This window comes from Hamadaea flava (assembly GCF_024172085.1).
Classification (GTDB): Bacteria; Actinomycetota; Actinomycetes; order Mycobacteriales; family Micromonosporaceae; genus Hamadaea; species Hamadaea flava.
Genome location: NZ_JAMZDZ010000001.1, coordinates 8,805,499 through 8,823,147, shown reverse-complemented (window position 1 = coordinate 8,823,147; position 17,649 = coordinate 8,805,499). Strand labels below are relative to the sequence as shown.

The following is a 17,649-nucleotide window of genomic DNA, read 5'->3' as shown; positions in this document are numbered from 1 at the left end:
GTCACCAGGCGCTGTGAACACTGTGGACGATCGGCCGCAGCGGCTCGTTCGCGCGCAGCGCCTCCAGGAAGGAGACGATCTCGGCGGCGACGGTCCGGTGCTGCAGGTCGTTGAGAACGTCGTGGTGCGCGCCGCGTACGGCCGACAGCCGGGCCAGCGGCAGCCGTCGCGCGAGGCGGGTCAGCTGGTCGCGGTCGGCGTACGGGTCGGCGTCGCCGGTCAGGATCAGGTGCGGCAGCGGCGATTCGGTCTGGTACGCCAGATCCAGCAGCCGCGCTGGAACGGGGTCGGCGAGCGTACCGGGTTGGACGGCCGGGTCGTCCGACAGCACGCCGCGGTGCACCGAGCAGTGCGTACGCGCGTCGAGTTCGTCGTCCCAGCCGGTGGCCGCGTGGACGGTGTATCCGGGCAGCCCGGCGAGCACCACGCCGGCCGGCCACCACGTGGCTTCGGGGTCGGCCCGGTCGGCCAGCGCGGCGACCGCCGCGGCGGCGATGTCGGCCCCGACGAGGACCAGCGGCTGCACCGGACCGTCCTCGGCGGCATCGGCGCGGTCCTCGGACGCAGCGACGGAGTCGACGGCCTGGCTGCCGGAAACAGAGACGGAAATGGCGGCCCGGTCCCCGAAAGCCGAGACGGCGCGGTCACCCGATGCCGGGACGGAGACAGCGACAGGGACGGAGACTCCCTTGACGGCGTCGGCGAGGACGGAGGCGTACCGGTCGAGGGATCCGGCGACGTCGTCGGCGTCCACGATCGGCGCGGGCACGACGCGTACGCGATAGGAGTCGGCGGCCAGCCGCGTGGCCAGGCGGAGGTAGCTGCTCTGGCTCTCGCCGCGGCCGGGCGCGATGAGCACGGTGCCCCGCGTACGCAGTTCGGCCGGGCCGGTGAAGTCGAGATAGTCGGACATCGTGGAGCCTTTCGAGTGGGTGACGGTGCCTGGGTCGGTGACGGTGCCTGGGTCGGTGATGGCCTCCGTGTCGGCGACGGTGCCGAGGAGGTGGTCGAGCACGGCGCCGGCCCCGCCGGGCGGCAGGGTCGTGCCCCGCCAGGCGACGTGCTGGTCGGGACGGATCAGGTAGGCGCCGGGCGGATACAGGTCGCGGGCCGGGCCGTGCGTCACGTGCACAATGGATAGCTCAAGGCCGCGACTCTCAGCGGCGACCGAGAATGCCGCAGCAAGGTCGAGCGCGGTGCCGAAGCCCGACGCCGGCTCGGGGGCAGTCGTCAAGCCCGAGACCAGGCCAGGTGCTGCAGTGGTCAACCTCGAGTCCACCACGACCAGGCCGGTCGTGAAGCCGAGCCGGTCGTAGAGCGTGTCGCCCCACGGGTCCACGTACGCGTCCGGCGCCCGATGGCCCGGCCGAGGGTCGTCGGCGTACGCCGAGGCCGTCCACGGCTGGTCGGAGTCGTGCTGGCCGGGTTCGTACGAGATGACGGCGGAGGCGTCGTAGCGTTCGTCGAACACGACTCCCGACGCTTCCCCGCCCGGCGACTCGGCCAGCAACGCCGCGATCGACTGCCTTGCCAGGGCACCGGCCGAAGTGGTGTCGTCGTCGGCGGGCACGCCGATCTGCCGGATGCGCCCGACCAGCGCCCGCGTACGCCGAGCCGCCGCGAGCGCGTGGTCGGCGACCCGCTGGTTGTGCGTACGCCGTTCGGCGTCGTAGGAGTCGAGCAGTGTGTCGCCCGCCTGCCCGGCGAGGACGGCGGCCAGCTTCCAGCCGAGGTTGACCACGTCGCCGAAGCCTTCGCCGAGATTGCCGCCCGGCGTACGCACATGGGCCGCGTCGCCGGCGAGCAGCACCCGGCGGTGGCGGAATGAAGTCGCGATCCTCGTCGCCTGGTAGAACGACGTCTTCGAGGCGATCGACAGGTCGAGGTCAGGTACGCCGAACGCCGCCCGCGCGACGTCGAGCAGTTCCTCGTCGGACGGCGTGACGTCCAGCGGGTAGGGGCCGGCGTACACGCGCCACTCGACAGGGCTGATCGCGGCGAGGAATCCGGACGCGATCTGGTTGTAGACGATGTTGGTGCCGCTGGGCGCGGGCCCGAGCGCACCGGGCCGGGTCCGCACGACGAGCCGGAACATCCGCTCGTCGGCGTGCTCGCCGGTGCGGTCGATGCCGGCCAGCCGCCGCACGGTGCTGCTGCCGCCGTCGGCGCCCAGGACGTACCGGGACCGGATCGTGCGGGTCTCCCCCGCCGAGAAGACCTCCGTCTCCACGAGATCGTCGGTCTGTGACAGGCCGATGACCCGCCAGCCGCCGCTGACCGGCACGTCGCGCACCGTCAGGTGATCGAGGAAAGCCTGCTGCAGCACCGTCTGCGGTCGGCGGATCGGCTTGGCCAGCGAGTACGTCTGCGGTCGGCGGCCGGTCGCGGCCAGGTCGTGCCCGGCCAGCGAGGTCGCCAGCCGGATGCCGCGGTTCCATTCTGGCGGGAAGGTCCAGCCGGTCCGGATCGCCTGCAGCACACCCCAGCGGCGGAAATGCTCGACGGTGCGCGGCGAGTGCCCCATCGCGCCGGCCCGGACCAGCTCGGCCGTCGTCGCGGCGTCCACCACCGCGACCCGCACGTCGCGGGCGGTCAGCTCGACGGCCGCGGCCAGCCCCACCGGTCCGGCGCCGACGATCAGCACGTCCAGCTCGCCCGGGGGTTCGCCGGTCGGGAAAGACACGTCGCTCACGGGGTCTCCTTCCAGGTCAGGCAGGTAAAAGGTCACGAAGGGCTTGGCGGCGGGCCGCGCGGTCGGCCCGGTTCGCGGCGGCCGAGCGCAGCGTCGGGGCCGAGCTCACCAACAGCCGCGTGTACGCGTGACGCGGCGACCGGATCACGTCGGTGGCCGGCGCCGTCTCGACGATCTCGCCCTGGTACAGCACGGCGACCCGGTCGGCCAGCCCGGCGACCGAACCGAGATCGTGCGAGATGAACACCAACGCCGTTCCGGCGGCACGCAGTTCTTTGAGGAACTCCAGCGCCCGGACCCGGGTCGCGGCGTCGAGGGCGCTGACCGGCTCGTCGAGGATGATCAGCCGGGGGTCGGTGACCAGCGCGCGGGCGACCGCGACGCGTTGGCGTTGGCCGCCGGACAGTTCGCCGGGCAGCCGCGACAGCAGCGTCTCGTCCAGGTGCACCCGCTCCAGGTACGCCCGTACGCGGTCGGCGGACTCGCGGCGGGACCGGCCCTGGATCAGCAGCGGTTCGATCAGCGACTCCTCGACGGTCAGGTCCGGGTCGAGGCTGCGCAGCGGGTCCTGGAACACGTACTGCAGGACGCCTTGGCGGCGCAGGGCTCGCCATCGCCGGGCCGAGAAGCCGGTGACGTCGGTTCCGGCGACCACGATGCGGCCGGCCGATGGGCGTACCAGGCCGAGCACGGCACGGGCCAGAGTGGACTTCCCGGAACCGGTCTCGCCGATGACGCCGACGGTCTCGCCCGCCGCCACGGTCAGCGTGGCCTGCTTGAGCGCGTGCAACCGCCCGGTACGCCGCCGGTAGTGCACGTCGAGTCCGGTCACCGCCAGGACGGGGTCAGCCGACATGATCCAGCTCCAGACTGTGCTGCTCGAGAAGCGCGTCCAGGCCGTACTGCTCGTGTTCGGCGATGAGCAGCCGGGTGTACTCGTGCTGCGGGTCGAACAGGATGCGGTCGGTCGGCCCCTGTTCGACGACCTGCCCGTCGCGCAGGACGAGGACCTCGTCGCAGAGCTGCGCGACGACCGCGAGATCGTGGGACACGACGATCAGCGCCAGGCCGGTGCGGTCGCGCAGATCGGCGAGCAGGTCCAGGATCTCGGCTTGCACGGTGACGTCGAGCGCGGTGGTGGCCTCGTCGGCGATGAGCAGCTGCGGGTCGGCGGCGATGGCGGTGGCGATGAGGACCCGTTGCAGCATTCCGCCGGACAGTTCGTGTGGATACTGCTGGTAGACCAGGTCCGGGTCGCGGAGGCGTACCGAGGCGAGCAGGGCGGTCGCCCGGTGCCGGGCCGCGCGTCGGGACAGTCCTTTCTTGACGCGCAGCACTTCGGCGATCTGGCTGCCGACGCGCAGCGACGGGTTGAGGTAGGACGCGGGGTCCTGGAAGACCGCGCCGACGGCCGAGCCGCGTACCTCGGTCCAGTCGCGGGCGGTGAATCCGGTGACGTCGCGGCCGTTCAGCTCGATCACGCCGGCCGAGACGGTGAAGTGCTGTGGCAGGATGCCCAGCACCGCCCGGCAGGTCAGCGTCTTGCCGCTGCCGGATTCGCCGACGATGCCGACGGTCTTGCCCGGCGTCAGGTCGAAGGTGACGCCGCGGACCAGGTCCCGGCCGGTGACCGCGTCGTGGACGCGTACGCCGTCCAGGCGCAGCACGGTGTCGCTCATGAGGCGCTCCTTCCCACTGCGAGGTTTCGGTTGGCGGCGGCCGTGCGGCGGTTGAGCAGGGCTCGGCCGGCTTCGCCGGTGACGTCGCGGATGGCGTCGGCGAGCAGGTTGCAGGCCCACACGGTGGCCATGATCAACGCGGTGGGCAGCAGTGGCGCCCACGGCCGGTAGCTGAGGAACCCGAGGTCGGAGGCGAGGATGCCGCCCCAGGTCGGGGCGGGCGGGCGTACGCCGATGCCGAGGAAGGTCAGGCTGGACACGACGACGAAGCCGACTCCGGCGGTGTGCGCGAGGGCGATGGCGATCGGCGGGAGCACCTTGACCCACACGTGCTTGCGCACGATCCAGCCGACCGAGGCCCCGGAGATGATCGCCGCCTCGACGTATTGCGATCGGGCCACCGAGAGGGTGGCCGCCCGGGACACCCGGAAGAACAGCGGCGACACCATGACGCCGACGGTGAACATCGCCTGCGGGATGCCGTTGCCGAGCAGGGCGGTGACCGCGACGGCGAACACGAGGAACGGCAACGCGATCAGCGTGTCGGCCAGTCGGAGCGTGACCCATTCGAAGACGCGGCCCAGATAGACCGACAAGATTCCGGGAATGACGCCGACGATCAGCGCCATCACGGTCACCTGCACCGCGCCCAGTACGCTGAGCCGCGATCCGGCCAGCAGCCGGCTGAGCACGTCGCGGCCCAGGTAGTCGGTGCCGAGCCAGTGCTGGGCGCTCGGCGCGGCGAGGATGTCGGCGCTGCCGGTCAGCGGGTCCTGCGGGGCCAGCATCGGTCCGGCCAATGCCAGTAGCGCGATCAGGGCCAGGATGGTGAACGCGATCCGGCCGGAGCCGAGCCGCAGGATTCGGCGTACCACTGTCAGACTCCTCTCGCCGACGCGGGCGTGACCCGGGCGAGGATGATGTTGACCAGCAGGTTGAACACCACGACCAGGACGATCGAGACGACCAGGACGCCTTGGACGGCCGGGACGTCGCCGCGTTGCGCCGATTGGGCGGCGAACTGGCCGAAGCCCGGCATGCCGAAGATCGCCTCGGTGACCACGGCCCCGCCGAGCAGGTTCGGGAACTTCAGCCCGAGCACGGTCAGCGCCGGGCCGATCCCGTTGCGCAGCACATGCCGGAAGAAGATCCGCCGAGGGCTGAGCCCGCGCACGACCGCGCCGGTCACATAGTTCTCCCGGTACGCTGCCACGAGCCCGGCCCGTAGCTGCCGGGCGACGTCGGAGACGGTGTCGAAGCTGAGCGCGATCGCGGGCAGCGTGATGTGGGCCAGCCAGACGCCGAACCCGCGGTCGGCCGGGACGTAGCCGGCGGAGGGGAACCAGCCGAGGCCGACGGCGAACACCCCGACCAGGGCGATGCCGACGACGAATGACGGCATGACCGAGATGAACGTGGTGAACCCGGTGATCCCCCGGTCGACCCAGGTCGTGCGCCGCCACGCGGCGAGTACGCCGAGGCCGAAGCCGAACACTACGCCGATCAGCAGCGCGAACCCGGCCACCGACAGGCTGATGACCGCGCCCTCGGTGAGCAGTCGGGCGATGTCGGCGCCGTTGAACCAGCTGGTGCCGAGGTCGCCGGAGAGCAGGTTGCCGAACCAGTCGAGGTATTGGGTCAGGAACGGCTTGTCCAGGCCCCACTGGTGCTCGATGCGGGCGATGTTCTCCGGGGTCGCGGACTCCCCCAGTTGCAGGTGCGCCGGGCTGAGCCCGCTCAGCGTACGCAGCGCGAACGTCACGAAGGTCGCCACTGCGAAGACGGGGACGAAGATCGCGATCGACCGGCCCGCGACCGACGCGACGCGTACGCCGGCCCGCTTGACCCGGCTCAGCCCGGCGGCGCTCATGACGCGGCCACGGTGACGCCGGTCCAGTGGATCTGGCCGGGGATGGCGGGCAGCGCGGAGACCTTGCTGCTCTTGACGAAGATGTTCGGCTGCGAATAGGTGAAGATCAGCGCCCGGCTGGCCAGCCCGGCCCGGGTGGCCGCCTGGAGGGTGGCCGCGTAGTCCGGCGACTCCAACGGGGTCCGGCGGGCGGCCGACACGGCGGCTTCGAAGCCTTCCGGCTCGTAGGGCGTACTGAGGTTGAGCGGGCCGTTGGGTCCGAAGTGCGCGGTCAGCGTCTGCACCGGCGACTCCCGGCCGGTCGTGCCGTAGAGGGACAGGGCGAGGTCCTTGGCGAAGAACGGCGTGGACCAGTTCGGGTCGACCTTGATGGCGACCTTCACCCCGATCGCGGCCAGCTGCGACTGGACGATCTCGGCCGCGGTGGACTGGGCCGGGATCACCAGGTCGACCGAGATCTGCCCCGGCTGATAGCCGGCCTCGCCGAGCAGCTGCTTGGCCTTGGTCACGTCGTACGGGTACTGGTTGGCCGACTTCTCGTCGTAGGCCACGTATCCCGGCGGGAACGGCTGGTCGGTCGCCTTGCCGTAGCCGAAGGTGACCTTGTCGACGAACTCCTGCCGGTTGACGGCGTACCGCAGCGCGTCGACGACCTTCGGGTTGTCGAACGGCTTCTTGTTGACGTTGACGCTGATGTTGGCCGCGTTGAAGCCCGGCTGGAACACCACGTCGAGGCCGCTGGCCTTGGCTGCCTTGACCTGCGCCGGATCCAGGTACGCCAGGTCGTACACGCCGGTCTGGAGGCTGGAGACGATGGTGGCGGCGTCCGGTGCGGCGTGCAGCTCGACCCGGTCGATGTGGATGTTCGCCGCGTCCCAGTAGCCGGGGTTCTTCTTGAAGTACACGTGGGAGCCGGGCACGAATTCGGTGACCACGAACGGGCCGGCGCCGATCGGGTTCTGGTCGAGCTTGGCCGGGTCCTGGGCGGCCTTCGGGCTGGTGATCTGCGCGACGCGCTCGCCGAGCAGCAGCGGGATCTGGTAGTCGACCTGGGTCAGTTTGATCACGACGTCGGTGTCGTTCGCGGCGACGATCTCCTTGATCGAGGTCAGGTCGCCGAACAGGGCCGAGTTCTGCTGCGTCTTGGCCCGGTCCAGGTATTGCTTGACGGCTTGGGCGTTGAGCGGTTCGCCGTCGGTGAACGTCAGGTTCGGCCGCAGGTGGAAGGTCACCTCGTCGCCGGTGCTGTTGTAGTCCCAGCTCTGGGCCAGGCTCGGGGCCGCCTTGCCCTGCTCGTCGATCTCGGTCAGCGACGCGTACGCCAATGACAGGATGCGGAACTGAGCGCCGCTGCCGCTGACGACGGGGTCCCAGTGCGCGGGCAGCGCGGCGGCCCAGCGCAACGTGGCTTCGCCGGCCGAGCCGCTGTTCGTTCCGGCGCACGCGGTGGTGGCCAGGGCGAGCAGGGCGGCCGCCGCGGCGGCGAGGCGTCTGTATCGGCTGATGGTCATCGGTGGTCTCCTCAGGCCGCGACGGGCAGCTCGAGCCGGCCGGCCTGCTCTTCGGCACGGCGGGCGACGGTGTGGGTGTTCTCCGGGATGGGCAGGCCGAGGTTGCCGCGCAACGTCGTCGCCGCGTACGCGTCACGCACGACGCCACGCTCGCGCAGGATCGGCAGGACCTCGTCGGTGAACCGGGCGAACTCGCTCGGCACCGTGACGGTGAGGTTGATGCCGTCGAACGCCCCGGCGCGGAACCAGCGTTCGATCTCGTTCGCGACGGTCAGCGGCGAACCGACGAACGGCGACCGGCGCGCGTCGAGCTGATGCTGCACGACCTGGCGCAACGTGAATCCGTTGTCGCGGGCCAGTTTCTTGATCCGGTTGGCGTGCGTCTTGAAACTGCGGTCGCCGAGGTCGCCCACCTCGGGGAACGGCGCGTCGAGGTCGTACTGGGAGAAGTCGTGCCAGCCGAACGGACGCCCCAGCTCGGCCAGCGCCCGGTCGAAGCTCTTCGCCCCGAGGATCTGCTGCTCCTTCTCCCGGGCCTGCTCGTCGGTGTCGGCGAGGATCGGGCTGATCCCGGGGAAGATGATGATCTGCTCCGGATCGCGGCCGAGCGCCGCGGCACGGGCGCGGATGTCACGGGCGAACGCCTGGCCCTCCTCGAGGGTCTGCGCGTGGGTGAAGATCGCATCGGCCACGGCAGCCCCGAGGTCGCGGCCCTCACCCGAGTCGCCGGCCTGGAAGATGACCGGCTGACCCTGCGGCGACCGCTGGATGTTCAGCGGCCCGACGACCTGGAAGTGCTCGCCGACGTGGTCGAGCGGATGCTGGCGGCTGCGGTCGAAGAAGACGCCGCGTTCCTTGTCACGCGGGAACGCGTCGTCCTCGTAGGAGTTCCACAACCCTTGCGCGACGCGTACGTGCTCCAACGCCCGGCCGTACCGCTCGGCGTAGTCGTAGTGCTCCTTGCGCCCGTAGTTGCCGGCGGTGCCGCCGTCGCCCGTGGCCACCACGTTCCACCCCGCCCGCCCGCCGCTGATCAGGTCGAGCGAGGCCAGCCGGCGGGCGAGGTTGAACGGGTCGTTGTAGGACGTGGTCAGCGTGCCGACCAGGCCGATGTTGGCGGTGTGCACGGCGATCGCCGACAACAGCGTCAGCGGCTCGAGCCGGTTCAGGTAGTGGTTGGGCGAGTCGGGCGTGATGAACTGGCTGTCCACGATGAACACCAGGTCGAACCCGGCCGCCTCGGCCTGCTGGGCGCGGGCGATGTACCAGCGGATGTCGACGCTGGCGTCGCCGGGGATCTCCGGGCTGAGCCAGGTGTTGTGCTGGCCGGGCCCGCCGACGCCGAGCAGCACGGCGCCGAGTTTCAGGGTGCGCGAAGTCATGGGTACGCCTTTCGGAGGCATGGATGCGATGAGGCATGGATGCGATGAGGCATGGAGGCGATGAGGTGACGTGCCGTCGGCCCGCGACACAGCAGGCCAAGCGGACGAAGGAAGGGAGTGCTCGCGACGGTGCGAAAGAAGGCGGTGGCGCCCGGCTCTAGCGGGTCAGCAACAACAGGAGGTCGCGCGGCTCATGGTCAACAGTCTTGCCCCCGACCAGCGCGAATGTCCAACCACGGTTCGTGATGACGACCCATCACGATTCCTGATGGATGTTCGAAAACGGTGAAAGATCGTTCATACTCCGTCCGCACTCACGCCCTACGCTCAGCAGGCATGAACCGCGTCCTGGACATCGCCCCGCTGCGCAGCTTCGTCGCTGTCGCGGACTGCGGCGGCTTCCAGCGCGCCGCCACCGCCCTCTACCTGAGCCAAGCCGCCGTCAGCCAACATGTACGCCGGCTCGAAGCGGCGGTCGGCCGCGTCCTCGTGGAACGGCAGGGCCGGGGCTCACGGTTCACCACCGACGGCGAGACACTGCTGCGCCAAGCCCGGCGGCTGCTCGCCGTGCACGACGAGACCCTGCGCACCTTCGGCGTCGAACCCGAACAGGCGCTGGTCATCGGCTCCACCGAACACGCCGCCGCGCAACTGCTACCCGAACTGAGTTCGGCGCTGGCCGGAACGTTCCCCGACTGGCGGGTCCGATTCCGCATCGACCGCGGCGCCCAACTACGAGCAACACTCGCCGACGGACGCATCGACCTGGCGCTGCTGCTCGGCCCGGCCGAGGACCCCGCCGCGCAGACCGTCGGCGAACTGGAACTGACCTGGTACTCCGCACCCGAATGGCAGCTGCCCCACGGCGGTCGCCCCATTCCCGTCGTCGCCTTCGACGCCCCCTGCGCTCTGCGTACCAGAGCATTGGACACCTTGGCCGCCCACGGACTGCCGGCCGAAGTCGGCTGCGAGGCCGCCCACCTGGCCGGGGTGCAGGCCGCGGTGCAGGCAGGGCTGGGCGTGGGCCTGATGGCGACCCTCGGGCAGGCGCCACCGGGGCTGGTCCCCCGCGACGACCTGCCGCCGCCGCAGCCGCTCGCGTTGTCCGTGTGGGCGCGGCGCGGGCTGCGCACCGAACTGACCCTCGGCGCGGCCGGCGCGTTGCGCCGTCTGTTGCCGACCCCGACCCTCGCCCTGCAAGGAACCCCATGAGCAACCTGTCCCGCACTCCCAGCGGCGTGATCCTGCCCGCCGACATCGACCCGTTCCACCGGCGGCTGCACCGCATCGCGCCCAGCGGGCTGATCTCGCACACCACGCAGACGCCCGGCATGAAACGACTGGAAGCCGTCAGCGGCAAGACGGTCGGCGCGCGCAACCTCTGGATGGGCCAGACCCACGTCCCGGGTGACACGAAGTCGGCCAACCACCACCACGGCGCGTCCGAGACCGCGATCTTCGTCGTGTCCGGCACCCCGGTGTTCGTCTTCGTCGACCTCGAGGGCGACGAACCGGTGGAGACCCGGGTGCAGACCGCGCCCGGGGACTACATCTTCGTCCCGCCGTACGTGCCGCACCGAGAGGAGAACCCCGACCCCGACGTGGCGGCTGTGGTGCTGATCGCCCGCACGACGCAGGAGGCGATCGTGGTGAACCTCGACGGCCTCGACTGGTCGCAGGTGACCATCGGCTGAACCGGGCACTGCCTGGTACGCATCGATGGATCGCCTTCTGGCAGGGTCTAGATCATGACCCAGCTCTTTCAGCCCGGCCAGCACATAGTGTTCATCGGCGACAGCATCACCGACTGCGGCCGCCGCGACCTTCACGAGCCCTACGGCGACGGCTACGTGAACCTGGTCCGGGCCTTCGTCACCGCCCGCCGCCCGGAGCTGCACCTGCGCTGGACCAACCGGGGCATCAGCGGCAACACCGTACGCGACCTGGCCGGCCGCTGGGACGACGACGCGATCGCCCTCCAGCCGGACTGGCTGTCGGTCATGATCGGCATCAACGACATCTGGCGCTTCTTCACGGGCCGCGCCGACGAAGCCGTCCCGATCGACGAATACGAGCAGACCCTGCGCGGGCTGCTGCGCCGGGCGGTCGACGCCACCGGCTGCCGGCTGATCCTGGCCGACCCGTACATCATCGAAGCCGACGCGGCCGAACCGCAGCGCGTGGAGACCGAACGCTACGGCAAGGTCGTCGAAGCCCTCGCCGAGGAGTTCTCCGCCCTCCACGTACGCACCCAGCAAGCGTTCGACCGCGCGCTCGCGTCGACCGACTCAGCGGACTGGGCCCGCGACCGGATCCACCCGAACCTGCCCGGCCACGCGGTCATCGCCGAGGCCTACCTCGCGGCGCTGGACATCACCTCCTCATAATTTGCTAAATACAAGATTATAAGTTTCCTGGAGGCTGGTGCGTATGCGTACCAGCCACCGGACCCGCATCGCCCGCCGGGCCGCCGCCGTCCTCCTCGCCGCCGGGATCGTCGCCACCTGGTCAGCGACCACTCCCGATCCCCGGCTCGCCGCCGAGGCACAACCGGCGGCGGCTCCGCCCAACATCGTCTTCGTCCTCACCGACGACCTGGCCTGGAACCTCGTCCCATACATGCCGCAGGTCCAGCAGCTGCAAGCCGACGGCGCGACCTTCACCAACTACACCGTCACCGACTCGCTGTGCTGCCCGTCGCGCTCCTCCCTCCTCACCGGCAAGTTCCCCCACGACACCGGGGTGTTCACCAACGGCGGCACGGACGGCGGCTTCGCCGTCTTCAAAGGCCGCGGCAACGAGGAACACACCTTCGCCACCGCCCTCCAGGCCCAGGGCTACGCCACCGGATTCCTCGGCAAATACCTCAACGGCTACCAACCCGCCGACACCCAGGGCGGCACCCAGCCCTATGTGCCCCCGGGGTGGTCGGACTGGCACGTCGCGGGCAACGGCTACCCCGAATACAACTACGACCTCAACGAGAACCACAGCGTCGTGCACTACGGCAGCGACCCGGCCGACTACCTGACCAACGTGCTGGCCCGCAAAGGCAAGACGTTCATCCAGCGCAGCGTCGCCGCCGGCCAGCCGTTCCTGCTGGAGATCGCCACCTTCGCGCCGCACGGTCCGTTCACCCCGGCCGACCAGGACCTCGACGACTTCCCCGGACTGACCGCGCCCCGCACACCCGCGTACAACAAACTCCCCACCGGCGCGCCGTCCTGGCTCGCGGCCAACACCCCGCTCACCGACACCGAGAAGACCACCCTCGACACCAACTTCCGCAAGCGCGCCCAGGCGGTGCAAGCCGTCGACCGCCTCATCGGCAACGTACGCGCACAGCTCGAAACCAGCGGCGTAGCCGGGAACACGTACTTCGTGTTCAGCTCCGACAACGGCTTCCACATGGGCGAATACCGGCTCACCGGCGGCAAGCAGACCGCCTTCGACACCGACGTGCGCGTACCCCTGGTCGTCACCGGACCCGGCGTACCGGCCGGATCGACCCGGCCCGAGATCGTCCAGAACATCGACCTCGCCCCGACCTTCCAGCGCATCGGCGGCGCGACGGTCGCCTCCGACGTCGACGGACGCAGCCTGCTCGGCCTGGCCCAAGGCGCGGACGCGCCGAACTGGCGTACCGGATCGCTGATCGAACATCACGGGCCGGATCAGCTCGCCGACGACCCCGACCTGCAGACCGTACGCAACGGCAAGCCGACGACCTATGCGGCGCTGCGCACGGCCACCTACACCTACGTCGAATACGCCACCGGCGACCGCGAGTACTACGACCGGGTCGCCGACCCGTATCAGCTGACCAACCTCGCCGGACAGCTGTCGGCGGCCCGCCTGGCGCAGTTGCATGACGCGCTTACGGCGTACCAGGCCTGCCACACCCACGAAGGGTGCTGGACCGCCGGCCACGTGCCCGCGTGAGCCACCTGGCTTGAGCCGCCTGATCGGCGAGGTCCGTTCCACCGGCCTCGCCGATCTTGTGACCAGGCCGAATCCCGATCTTGTGACCAGGGCCGCGTCGCGTAGAGCGTCCTAGGCAACTGGGCTCCCACACGTGTGCAGGTTTGTTGCAGGTTTCACGGTTTTCGTTGACACGTTTTCACATGCGCCGATATCGTCCAGCTGCCGGAAAGCGCTTTCCCCCTGCGGTATGACCATCCGCCCGGGTGCCCCTCCGCAGTCCACCCGCTACGAAGGCGAGACAGAGATGAATCGACCAGTCGCATGGCGTTGGTTCGCGGCCGCCGCCGCCTCAGTGGCCGCCGCCGCGGTCGGGGTGGCCCTGCCGGTGCTTCAGGCGTCGGCCGCGACCGGCGCCGCCACGGGCTACGCCACCCAGAACGGTGGCACCACCGGCGGAGCAGGCGGCCAGACCGTACGCGCGACCACCGGCACCGCGATCCACACCGCCCTGTGCAACCGGGCCAGCAGCAGCACCCCGATCATCATCGAGGTCGAAGGGACCATCAACCACGGCAACACCGCCAAGGTCTCCGGCAGCAGCTGCAACACAGCCGACGGCGTGATCGAGCTGAAGCAGATCAGCAACGTCACCATCATCGGCGTCGGCGGCGGCGCGATCTTCGACCAGCTCGGCATCCACATCCGCGAGTCCCGCAACATCATCATCCGCAACGTGACCGTCCGCAATGTCAAGAAGTCGGGCTCCCCCACCTCCAACGGCGGCGACGCGATCGGCATGGAGACCGACGTCCGCAACGTCTGGGTGGACCACGCCACCCTGGAGGCGTCCGGCGGCGAGGCCGAAGGCTTCGACGGGTTGTTCGACATGAAGGACAACACGCAGTACGTGACGTTGTCCTACAGCATCCTGCGCAACTCCGGACGTGGCGGACTCATCGGATCGAGCGAGACCGACACCACCAACGGCTTCGTCACCTTCCACCACAACCTCTACACCAACATCGACTCCCGTACGCCGTTGCTGCGCGGCGGCATCGCGCACATCTACAACAACTCGTACGTGAGCCTGAACGAGTCCGGCATCAACTCGCGGGCCGGCGCGAAGGCCAAGGTGGAGAACAACTACTTCAAGGACTCCCACGACGTCCTGGGCACGTTCTACACCAGCGCCGCGGGCACGTGGCAGGCCAGCGGCAACATTCTGGACAACGTGACCTGGTCCAGCCCGGGCAGCGAGACCAACCCGGCCGGGCCGAGCATGCCGTCCACCACCACGGTCAGCATCCCGTACTCGTACCAGCTCGACGCGGCCAGCTGCGTACCGTCGACCGTCAGCCAGACGGCCGGCGCGAACAAGGGCCTGCTGGAATCCAACGGCAGCTGCTCGGCGCAGTCGCCGACCGCGTCGCCGACCAGCTCTAAGACGGCATCCCCCACAGCGTCGCCGACCACCTCGCCGACGCCCACCTCGTCGCCGACCAGCTCGCCCAGCGGCACGAACCTCAGCATCGGCGCCGGTTCCGACGGCTCCAGCAAGGCCGACGGCACCAGCTACGGCAACGTCCGTGACGGCGACGTGGCCACCTACTGGTCGCCCAGCGGCACGACCGGCGACATCGCGATCAAGTGGAGCACCGCCAAGACCATCTCCCGGATCATCATCCGCGAGTCCTCCGGCGCCGTCGGCGCCATCGGTTCCTGGCAGGTCATCAACAACGACACCGGCGCGGTCCTCAAGTCCGGCAGCGGAGCGGGCACCATCACCTTCTCCGCGACCTCGATGACGAAGGTCGTCTTCCGGATCACCAGCGCCAGCGCGACACCGCGGGTCGGCGAATTCGAGACGTACGCCTCCTGACCAGCACACCTCGGCGGGGGCCGTCACTCGACGGCCCCCGCTCGGTGCTGTCGGGCCGCACAATGATCGGCATGTCCTCCGGCGTACGCACGGTGCTCCTCGCCACTCTCGGCGGTCTGGTCCTCGGCGTGATCACATTGGCCTTGCGCGACGTGTTGCCCGGCGACTGGAGCCGGCTGGTCAACTCCGGCGCGGTCTGGGTCGTCGGCGCGTACGCGGCCGGTGCGCTGATCGCGGTGCTCGGGCTCGGCGGGTATCTCGTGCTGAACTCGGTCCTGGACGTCGCCTTCACACATTCGAGCTGACCGGCCGCATTGGGTTGTCGCCTGCACCCACACGGGCCTAGTCAGCCGCGCGCCCTGGGTTGTCACCTGCACCCACACGCGCCGACGGAGCCGTGCGGCCTGCGTTGCGGACGTCCGCTTCAGCGGACAGCGCCGCCGAGCCGCGGACGTAGGGTGGGCGGATGCGTGTGGAGCTGGCGAGCGAGCCGATCAGCCGGATTCGGGACAACCTCGACTGGGCGGGCGCGACGCCGACCACGGCGGTCGTCCTCGACGGGCTGACGGAAGGCCCGGCCACCGGCTGCACCCACGGGACCGCCTGGTACGTCGGCCAGTTGGGGACGCGACTGCTCGCGTACGCGAACTCCGACCGTGAGCTGGCGGAATGCCTCGCAGAGGCGATCACGGCGGTCAGCGCGCTGCATGAGGACACCTGCGATCTGTCGCATCCGGGGACGCCGTGCACGACGGTGACGATGATCCGCCGCCGCGGACGGCTGACCGACTATCTCGTGCTCGCCGACTCGCCCCTGGTCCTCGACATCGGCGGTACGCCGGAAGTCGTCATCGACGAGGCGGAGAAAGCAGTGTCGGCGCGGATCGGCCGCCCCCCGAACACGACGCCCGAGCAGCTGAAGGAGTTCATCGCCCAGCAGCAGAAGCATCGCAACGTCGACGGCGGCTACTGGGTGGCGCAGGTGCATCCGGAGGCGGGCTACCACGCGCTGCGCGCGACCGTCGACGACGTGCGGGGCGCGGTGCTCGCGTCGGACGGGGCCGCGCTGCTGGTGACCGACTTCGGGCTCTGGGGCTGGGATCAGTTCCTGCAGACCGCGTACGCCGACGGTCCGCAGGCCGTCATCGACGAAACCCGGCGAGCCGAGGCGTCCGACCCCGATCGGGTCCGGTGGCCCCGGGCGAAGGTAAGCGACGACGCGACAGCGATCGTCTGCCGCTGGTCTTGAGGGCGTCGTACTCCAGTCGCTGTCAGCTGGCTCCAACCGGCAGCTTCGCGGTCCGTACGCTGTGTATGTATGGAGGATCTTGGAAATCAGGTCGCGTACTGGGACAGCGTCGGCGCCACGAAGACATTCACACATCCGGTGAACCTCGAATGGTTGGCAGGCGTGCGCCGGAACGGCCGGATCCTCGACTACGGCTGCGGGTACGGCCGCGTCATGGCCGAGCTGAGCGACCAGGGCTTTTCTGACGTTTCCGGGGTGGACCCGTCTCCGGCACTGATCTCGCGCGGTCACCAGCTGAGGCCCGAACTGCGGTTCGAGGTGCTGGATTGCCCGCCTGCGCTGGCGTACGCATCGGCGAGCTTTGATGTCGTGCTGCTGTTCGCGGTGCTGACGTGCATCGCAGACGACGACGCTCAGCGGGCGCTCATCGCGGAGCTGACCCGGGTTCTGGCGCCTGGCGGGCTGCTCTATGTCAGCGACATGGTCCTTCAGGACGACGAACGGAACCGGGGCCGCTACAACGCGTACGCCCGGCAGTTCGGCACACCATACGGAGTGTTCGCCGCGGACGACGGGGTGGTGTGCCGACATCACGACATCACCGAGCTGCGTAGCCTCCTGAAAGATCTCGACCTGATCGAGGAACGCCGGATCGGCGTGACCACGATGAACGGTCATCAGTCGAAGGCCGTGCAACTGCTGGCTCGCAAACCTTGACTCTGGCCTGTTTCGTGAGCGCGGACAGTGCCAACCATTGATCGTGGCGAGGTGGGGCGTTGGCGGCCGCTGGGGAAGCCGGCCGCCAACGCTTGACACTTACGCCTCCAGGCGGCGGCGACGACCGATGAGGGCGAACGCGATGCCGCCACCGATCAGCACGAGCGCGCCGATCAGCAGGGCCGGCAGCGCGACACCCGTGGTCGGCAGGGTCGGCTTGCTCGGAGTCGGGCTCGGCGGAACCGGGGTCGGGCTGCTCTCCTGCGGGCTCGGCGACGGGCTCGCGCTCGGCTTCGGGCTGGGGCTCGGGCACGCCGGCAGGTTGCCGATGGAGCCCTTGACACCTTCCTCGTAGTGGTCGGGCCACTGCGCCGTGAAGGAGATCGTGATCTTGGTGGCGTCAGCCGGCACCTCGTAGGAGAAGGTGTAGCTGCCGTCCTTCTTGATGGTCGTCGGCAGGCCGGGAGAGGTCTCGCCGAGCGGTTTCGGGCTGAGCGAGAGGTTCTTCACCGTCTCTTCAGTCTTCCAGTTGTTCTTGATGGTCCAGGTCACCGTCCGCTTGCCGGCCTGGTCGCACGGCGCGGTGCCGCTGACGACCGACGTGTGCGCGTACGCCTGGCCCGGGATGAAGAGGGTCGAGCAGGCGACGGCGGCGAGGACGATGAGGGTGTTCTTCAAGCGCATTGATTCGCTCCAAAGCCGAGGGACGTCGGACATTGTGTATGTTCCCGGCCGATCACGCCAGT

16 protein-coding genes are annotated in these 17,649 nt (G+C 69.7%); 8 read left to right on the top strand and 8 right to left on the bottom strand.

Going from position 1 to position 17,649, the window contains the following annotated elements:
- Position 1: 1 nt before the first annotated feature.
- The 7 genes from HDA40_RS40995 to HDA40_RS40965 are packed head-to-tail and all read right to left on the bottom strand — an operon-like array spanning position 2 to position 9,134.
- Entirely contained in the window at positions 2–2,692 is a 2,691-nt protein-coding gene (locus HDA40_RS40995) for an FAD-dependent monooxygenase (protein ID WP_253763482.1), read from the bottom strand.
- 16 nt (positions 2,693–2,708) lie between these two features.
- Positions 2,709–3,548 (bottom strand): ABC transporter ATP-binding protein, encoded by an 840-nt coding sequence (locus tag HDA40_RS40990; protein WP_253763481.1) that lies wholly within the window; start codon positions 3,546–3,548, stop codon positions 2,709–2,711.
- Positions 3,538–4,371 (bottom strand): ABC transporter ATP-binding protein, encoded by an 834-nt coding sequence (locus HDA40_RS40985; RefSeq protein WP_253763480.1) that lies wholly within the window; start codon positions 4,369–4,371, stop codon positions 3,538–3,540. Before HDA40_RS40985 ends, HDA40_RS40990 begins: the two co-directional genes overlap by 11 nt.
- The gene (locus HDA40_RS40980; protein ID WP_253763479.1) at positions 4,368–5,246 is read right to left on the bottom strand and encodes an ABC transporter permease; all 879 of its coding nucleotides are present in this window, start codon (positions 5,244–5,246) and stop codon (positions 4,368–4,370) included. The genes HDA40_RS40985 and HDA40_RS40980 overlap by 4 nt, the downstream gene beginning before the upstream one ends.
- A 2-nt stretch (positions 5,247–5,248) precedes the next feature.
- Positions 5,249–6,241 (bottom strand): ABC transporter permease, encoded by a 993-nt coding sequence (locus tag HDA40_RS40975; protein WP_253763478.1) that lies wholly within the window; start codon positions 6,239–6,241, stop codon positions 5,249–5,251.
- Entirely contained in the window at positions 6,238–7,752 is a 1,515-nt protein-coding gene (locus HDA40_RS40970; protein ID WP_253763477.1) for an ABC transporter substrate-binding protein, read from the bottom strand. Before HDA40_RS40970 ends, HDA40_RS40975 begins: the two co-directional genes overlap by 4 nt.
- Positions 7,753–7,763: 11 nt before the next feature.
- Positions 7,764–9,134, bottom strand: coding sequence for an NtaA/DmoA family FMN-dependent monooxygenase (locus HDA40_RS40965; protein WP_253763476.1), 1,371 nt, complete (start codon positions 9,132–9,134; stop codon positions 7,764–7,766).
- Between the two features lie 336 nt (positions 9,135–9,470).
- Here HDA40_RS40965 and HDA40_RS40960 point away from each other — a divergent pair, with 336 nt between their 5' ends.
- The 8 genes from HDA40_RS40960 (at position 9,471) to HDA40_RS40925 (ending at position 16,903) form a co-directional block, all read left to right on the top strand.
- Positions 9,471–10,346, top strand: a complete 876-nt coding sequence (locus tag HDA40_RS40960; RefSeq protein ID WP_253763475.1) for a LysR substrate-binding domain-containing protein — start codon at positions 9,471–9,473, stop codon at positions 10,344–10,346.
- Positions 10,343–10,828 (top strand): cupin domain-containing protein, encoded by a 486-nt coding sequence (locus HDA40_RS40955; protein WP_253763474.1) that lies wholly within the window; start codon positions 10,343–10,345, stop codon positions 10,826–10,828. Before HDA40_RS40960 ends, HDA40_RS40955 begins: the two co-directional genes overlap by 4 nt.
- Positions 10,829–10,882: 54 nt before the next feature.
- Entirely contained in the window at positions 10,883–11,521 is a 639-nt protein-coding gene (locus HDA40_RS40950; RefSeq protein ID WP_253763473.1) for an SGNH/GDSL hydrolase family protein, read from the top strand.
- 43 nt (positions 11,522–11,564) lie between these two features.
- On the top strand, positions 11,565–13,076 hold the full coding sequence (locus HDA40_RS40945; RefSeq protein ID WP_253763472.1) for a sulfatase family protein: 1,512 nt from the start codon (positions 11,565–11,567) through the stop codon (positions 13,074–13,076).
- A gap of 286 nt (positions 13,077–13,362) precedes the next feature.
- The gene (locus tag HDA40_RS40940; protein ID WP_253763471.1) at positions 13,363–14,937 is read left to right on the top strand and encodes a pectate lyase family protein; all 1,575 of its coding nucleotides are present in this window, start codon (positions 13,363–13,365) and stop codon (positions 14,935–14,937) included.
- 71 nt (positions 14,938–15,008) lie between these two features.
- On the top strand, positions 15,009–15,242 hold the full coding sequence (locus HDA40_RS40935) for a DUF6518 family protein (protein ID WP_253763470.1): 234 nt from the start codon (positions 15,009–15,011) through the stop codon (positions 15,240–15,242).
- 161 nt (positions 15,243–15,403) lie between these two features.
- Complete coding sequence (locus HDA40_RS40930) at positions 15,404–16,186, top strand: hypothetical protein (protein WP_253763469.1); 783 nt, start codon at positions 15,404–15,406, stop codon at positions 16,184–16,186.
- 69 nt (positions 16,187–16,255) lie between these two features.
- Complete coding sequence (locus HDA40_RS40925; protein ID WP_253763468.1) at positions 16,256–16,903, top strand: class I SAM-dependent methyltransferase; 648 nt, start codon at positions 16,256–16,258, stop codon at positions 16,901–16,903.
- A 99-nt stretch (positions 16,904–17,002) separates the two neighbouring features.
- Here the strand turns inward: HDA40_RS40925 and HDA40_RS40920 are convergent, their stop codons facing one another.
- Entirely contained in the window at positions 17,003–17,587 is a 585-nt protein-coding gene (locus tag HDA40_RS40920; RefSeq protein WP_253763467.1) for a hypothetical protein, read from the bottom strand.
- Positions 17,588–17,649: the final 62 nt, after the last annotated feature.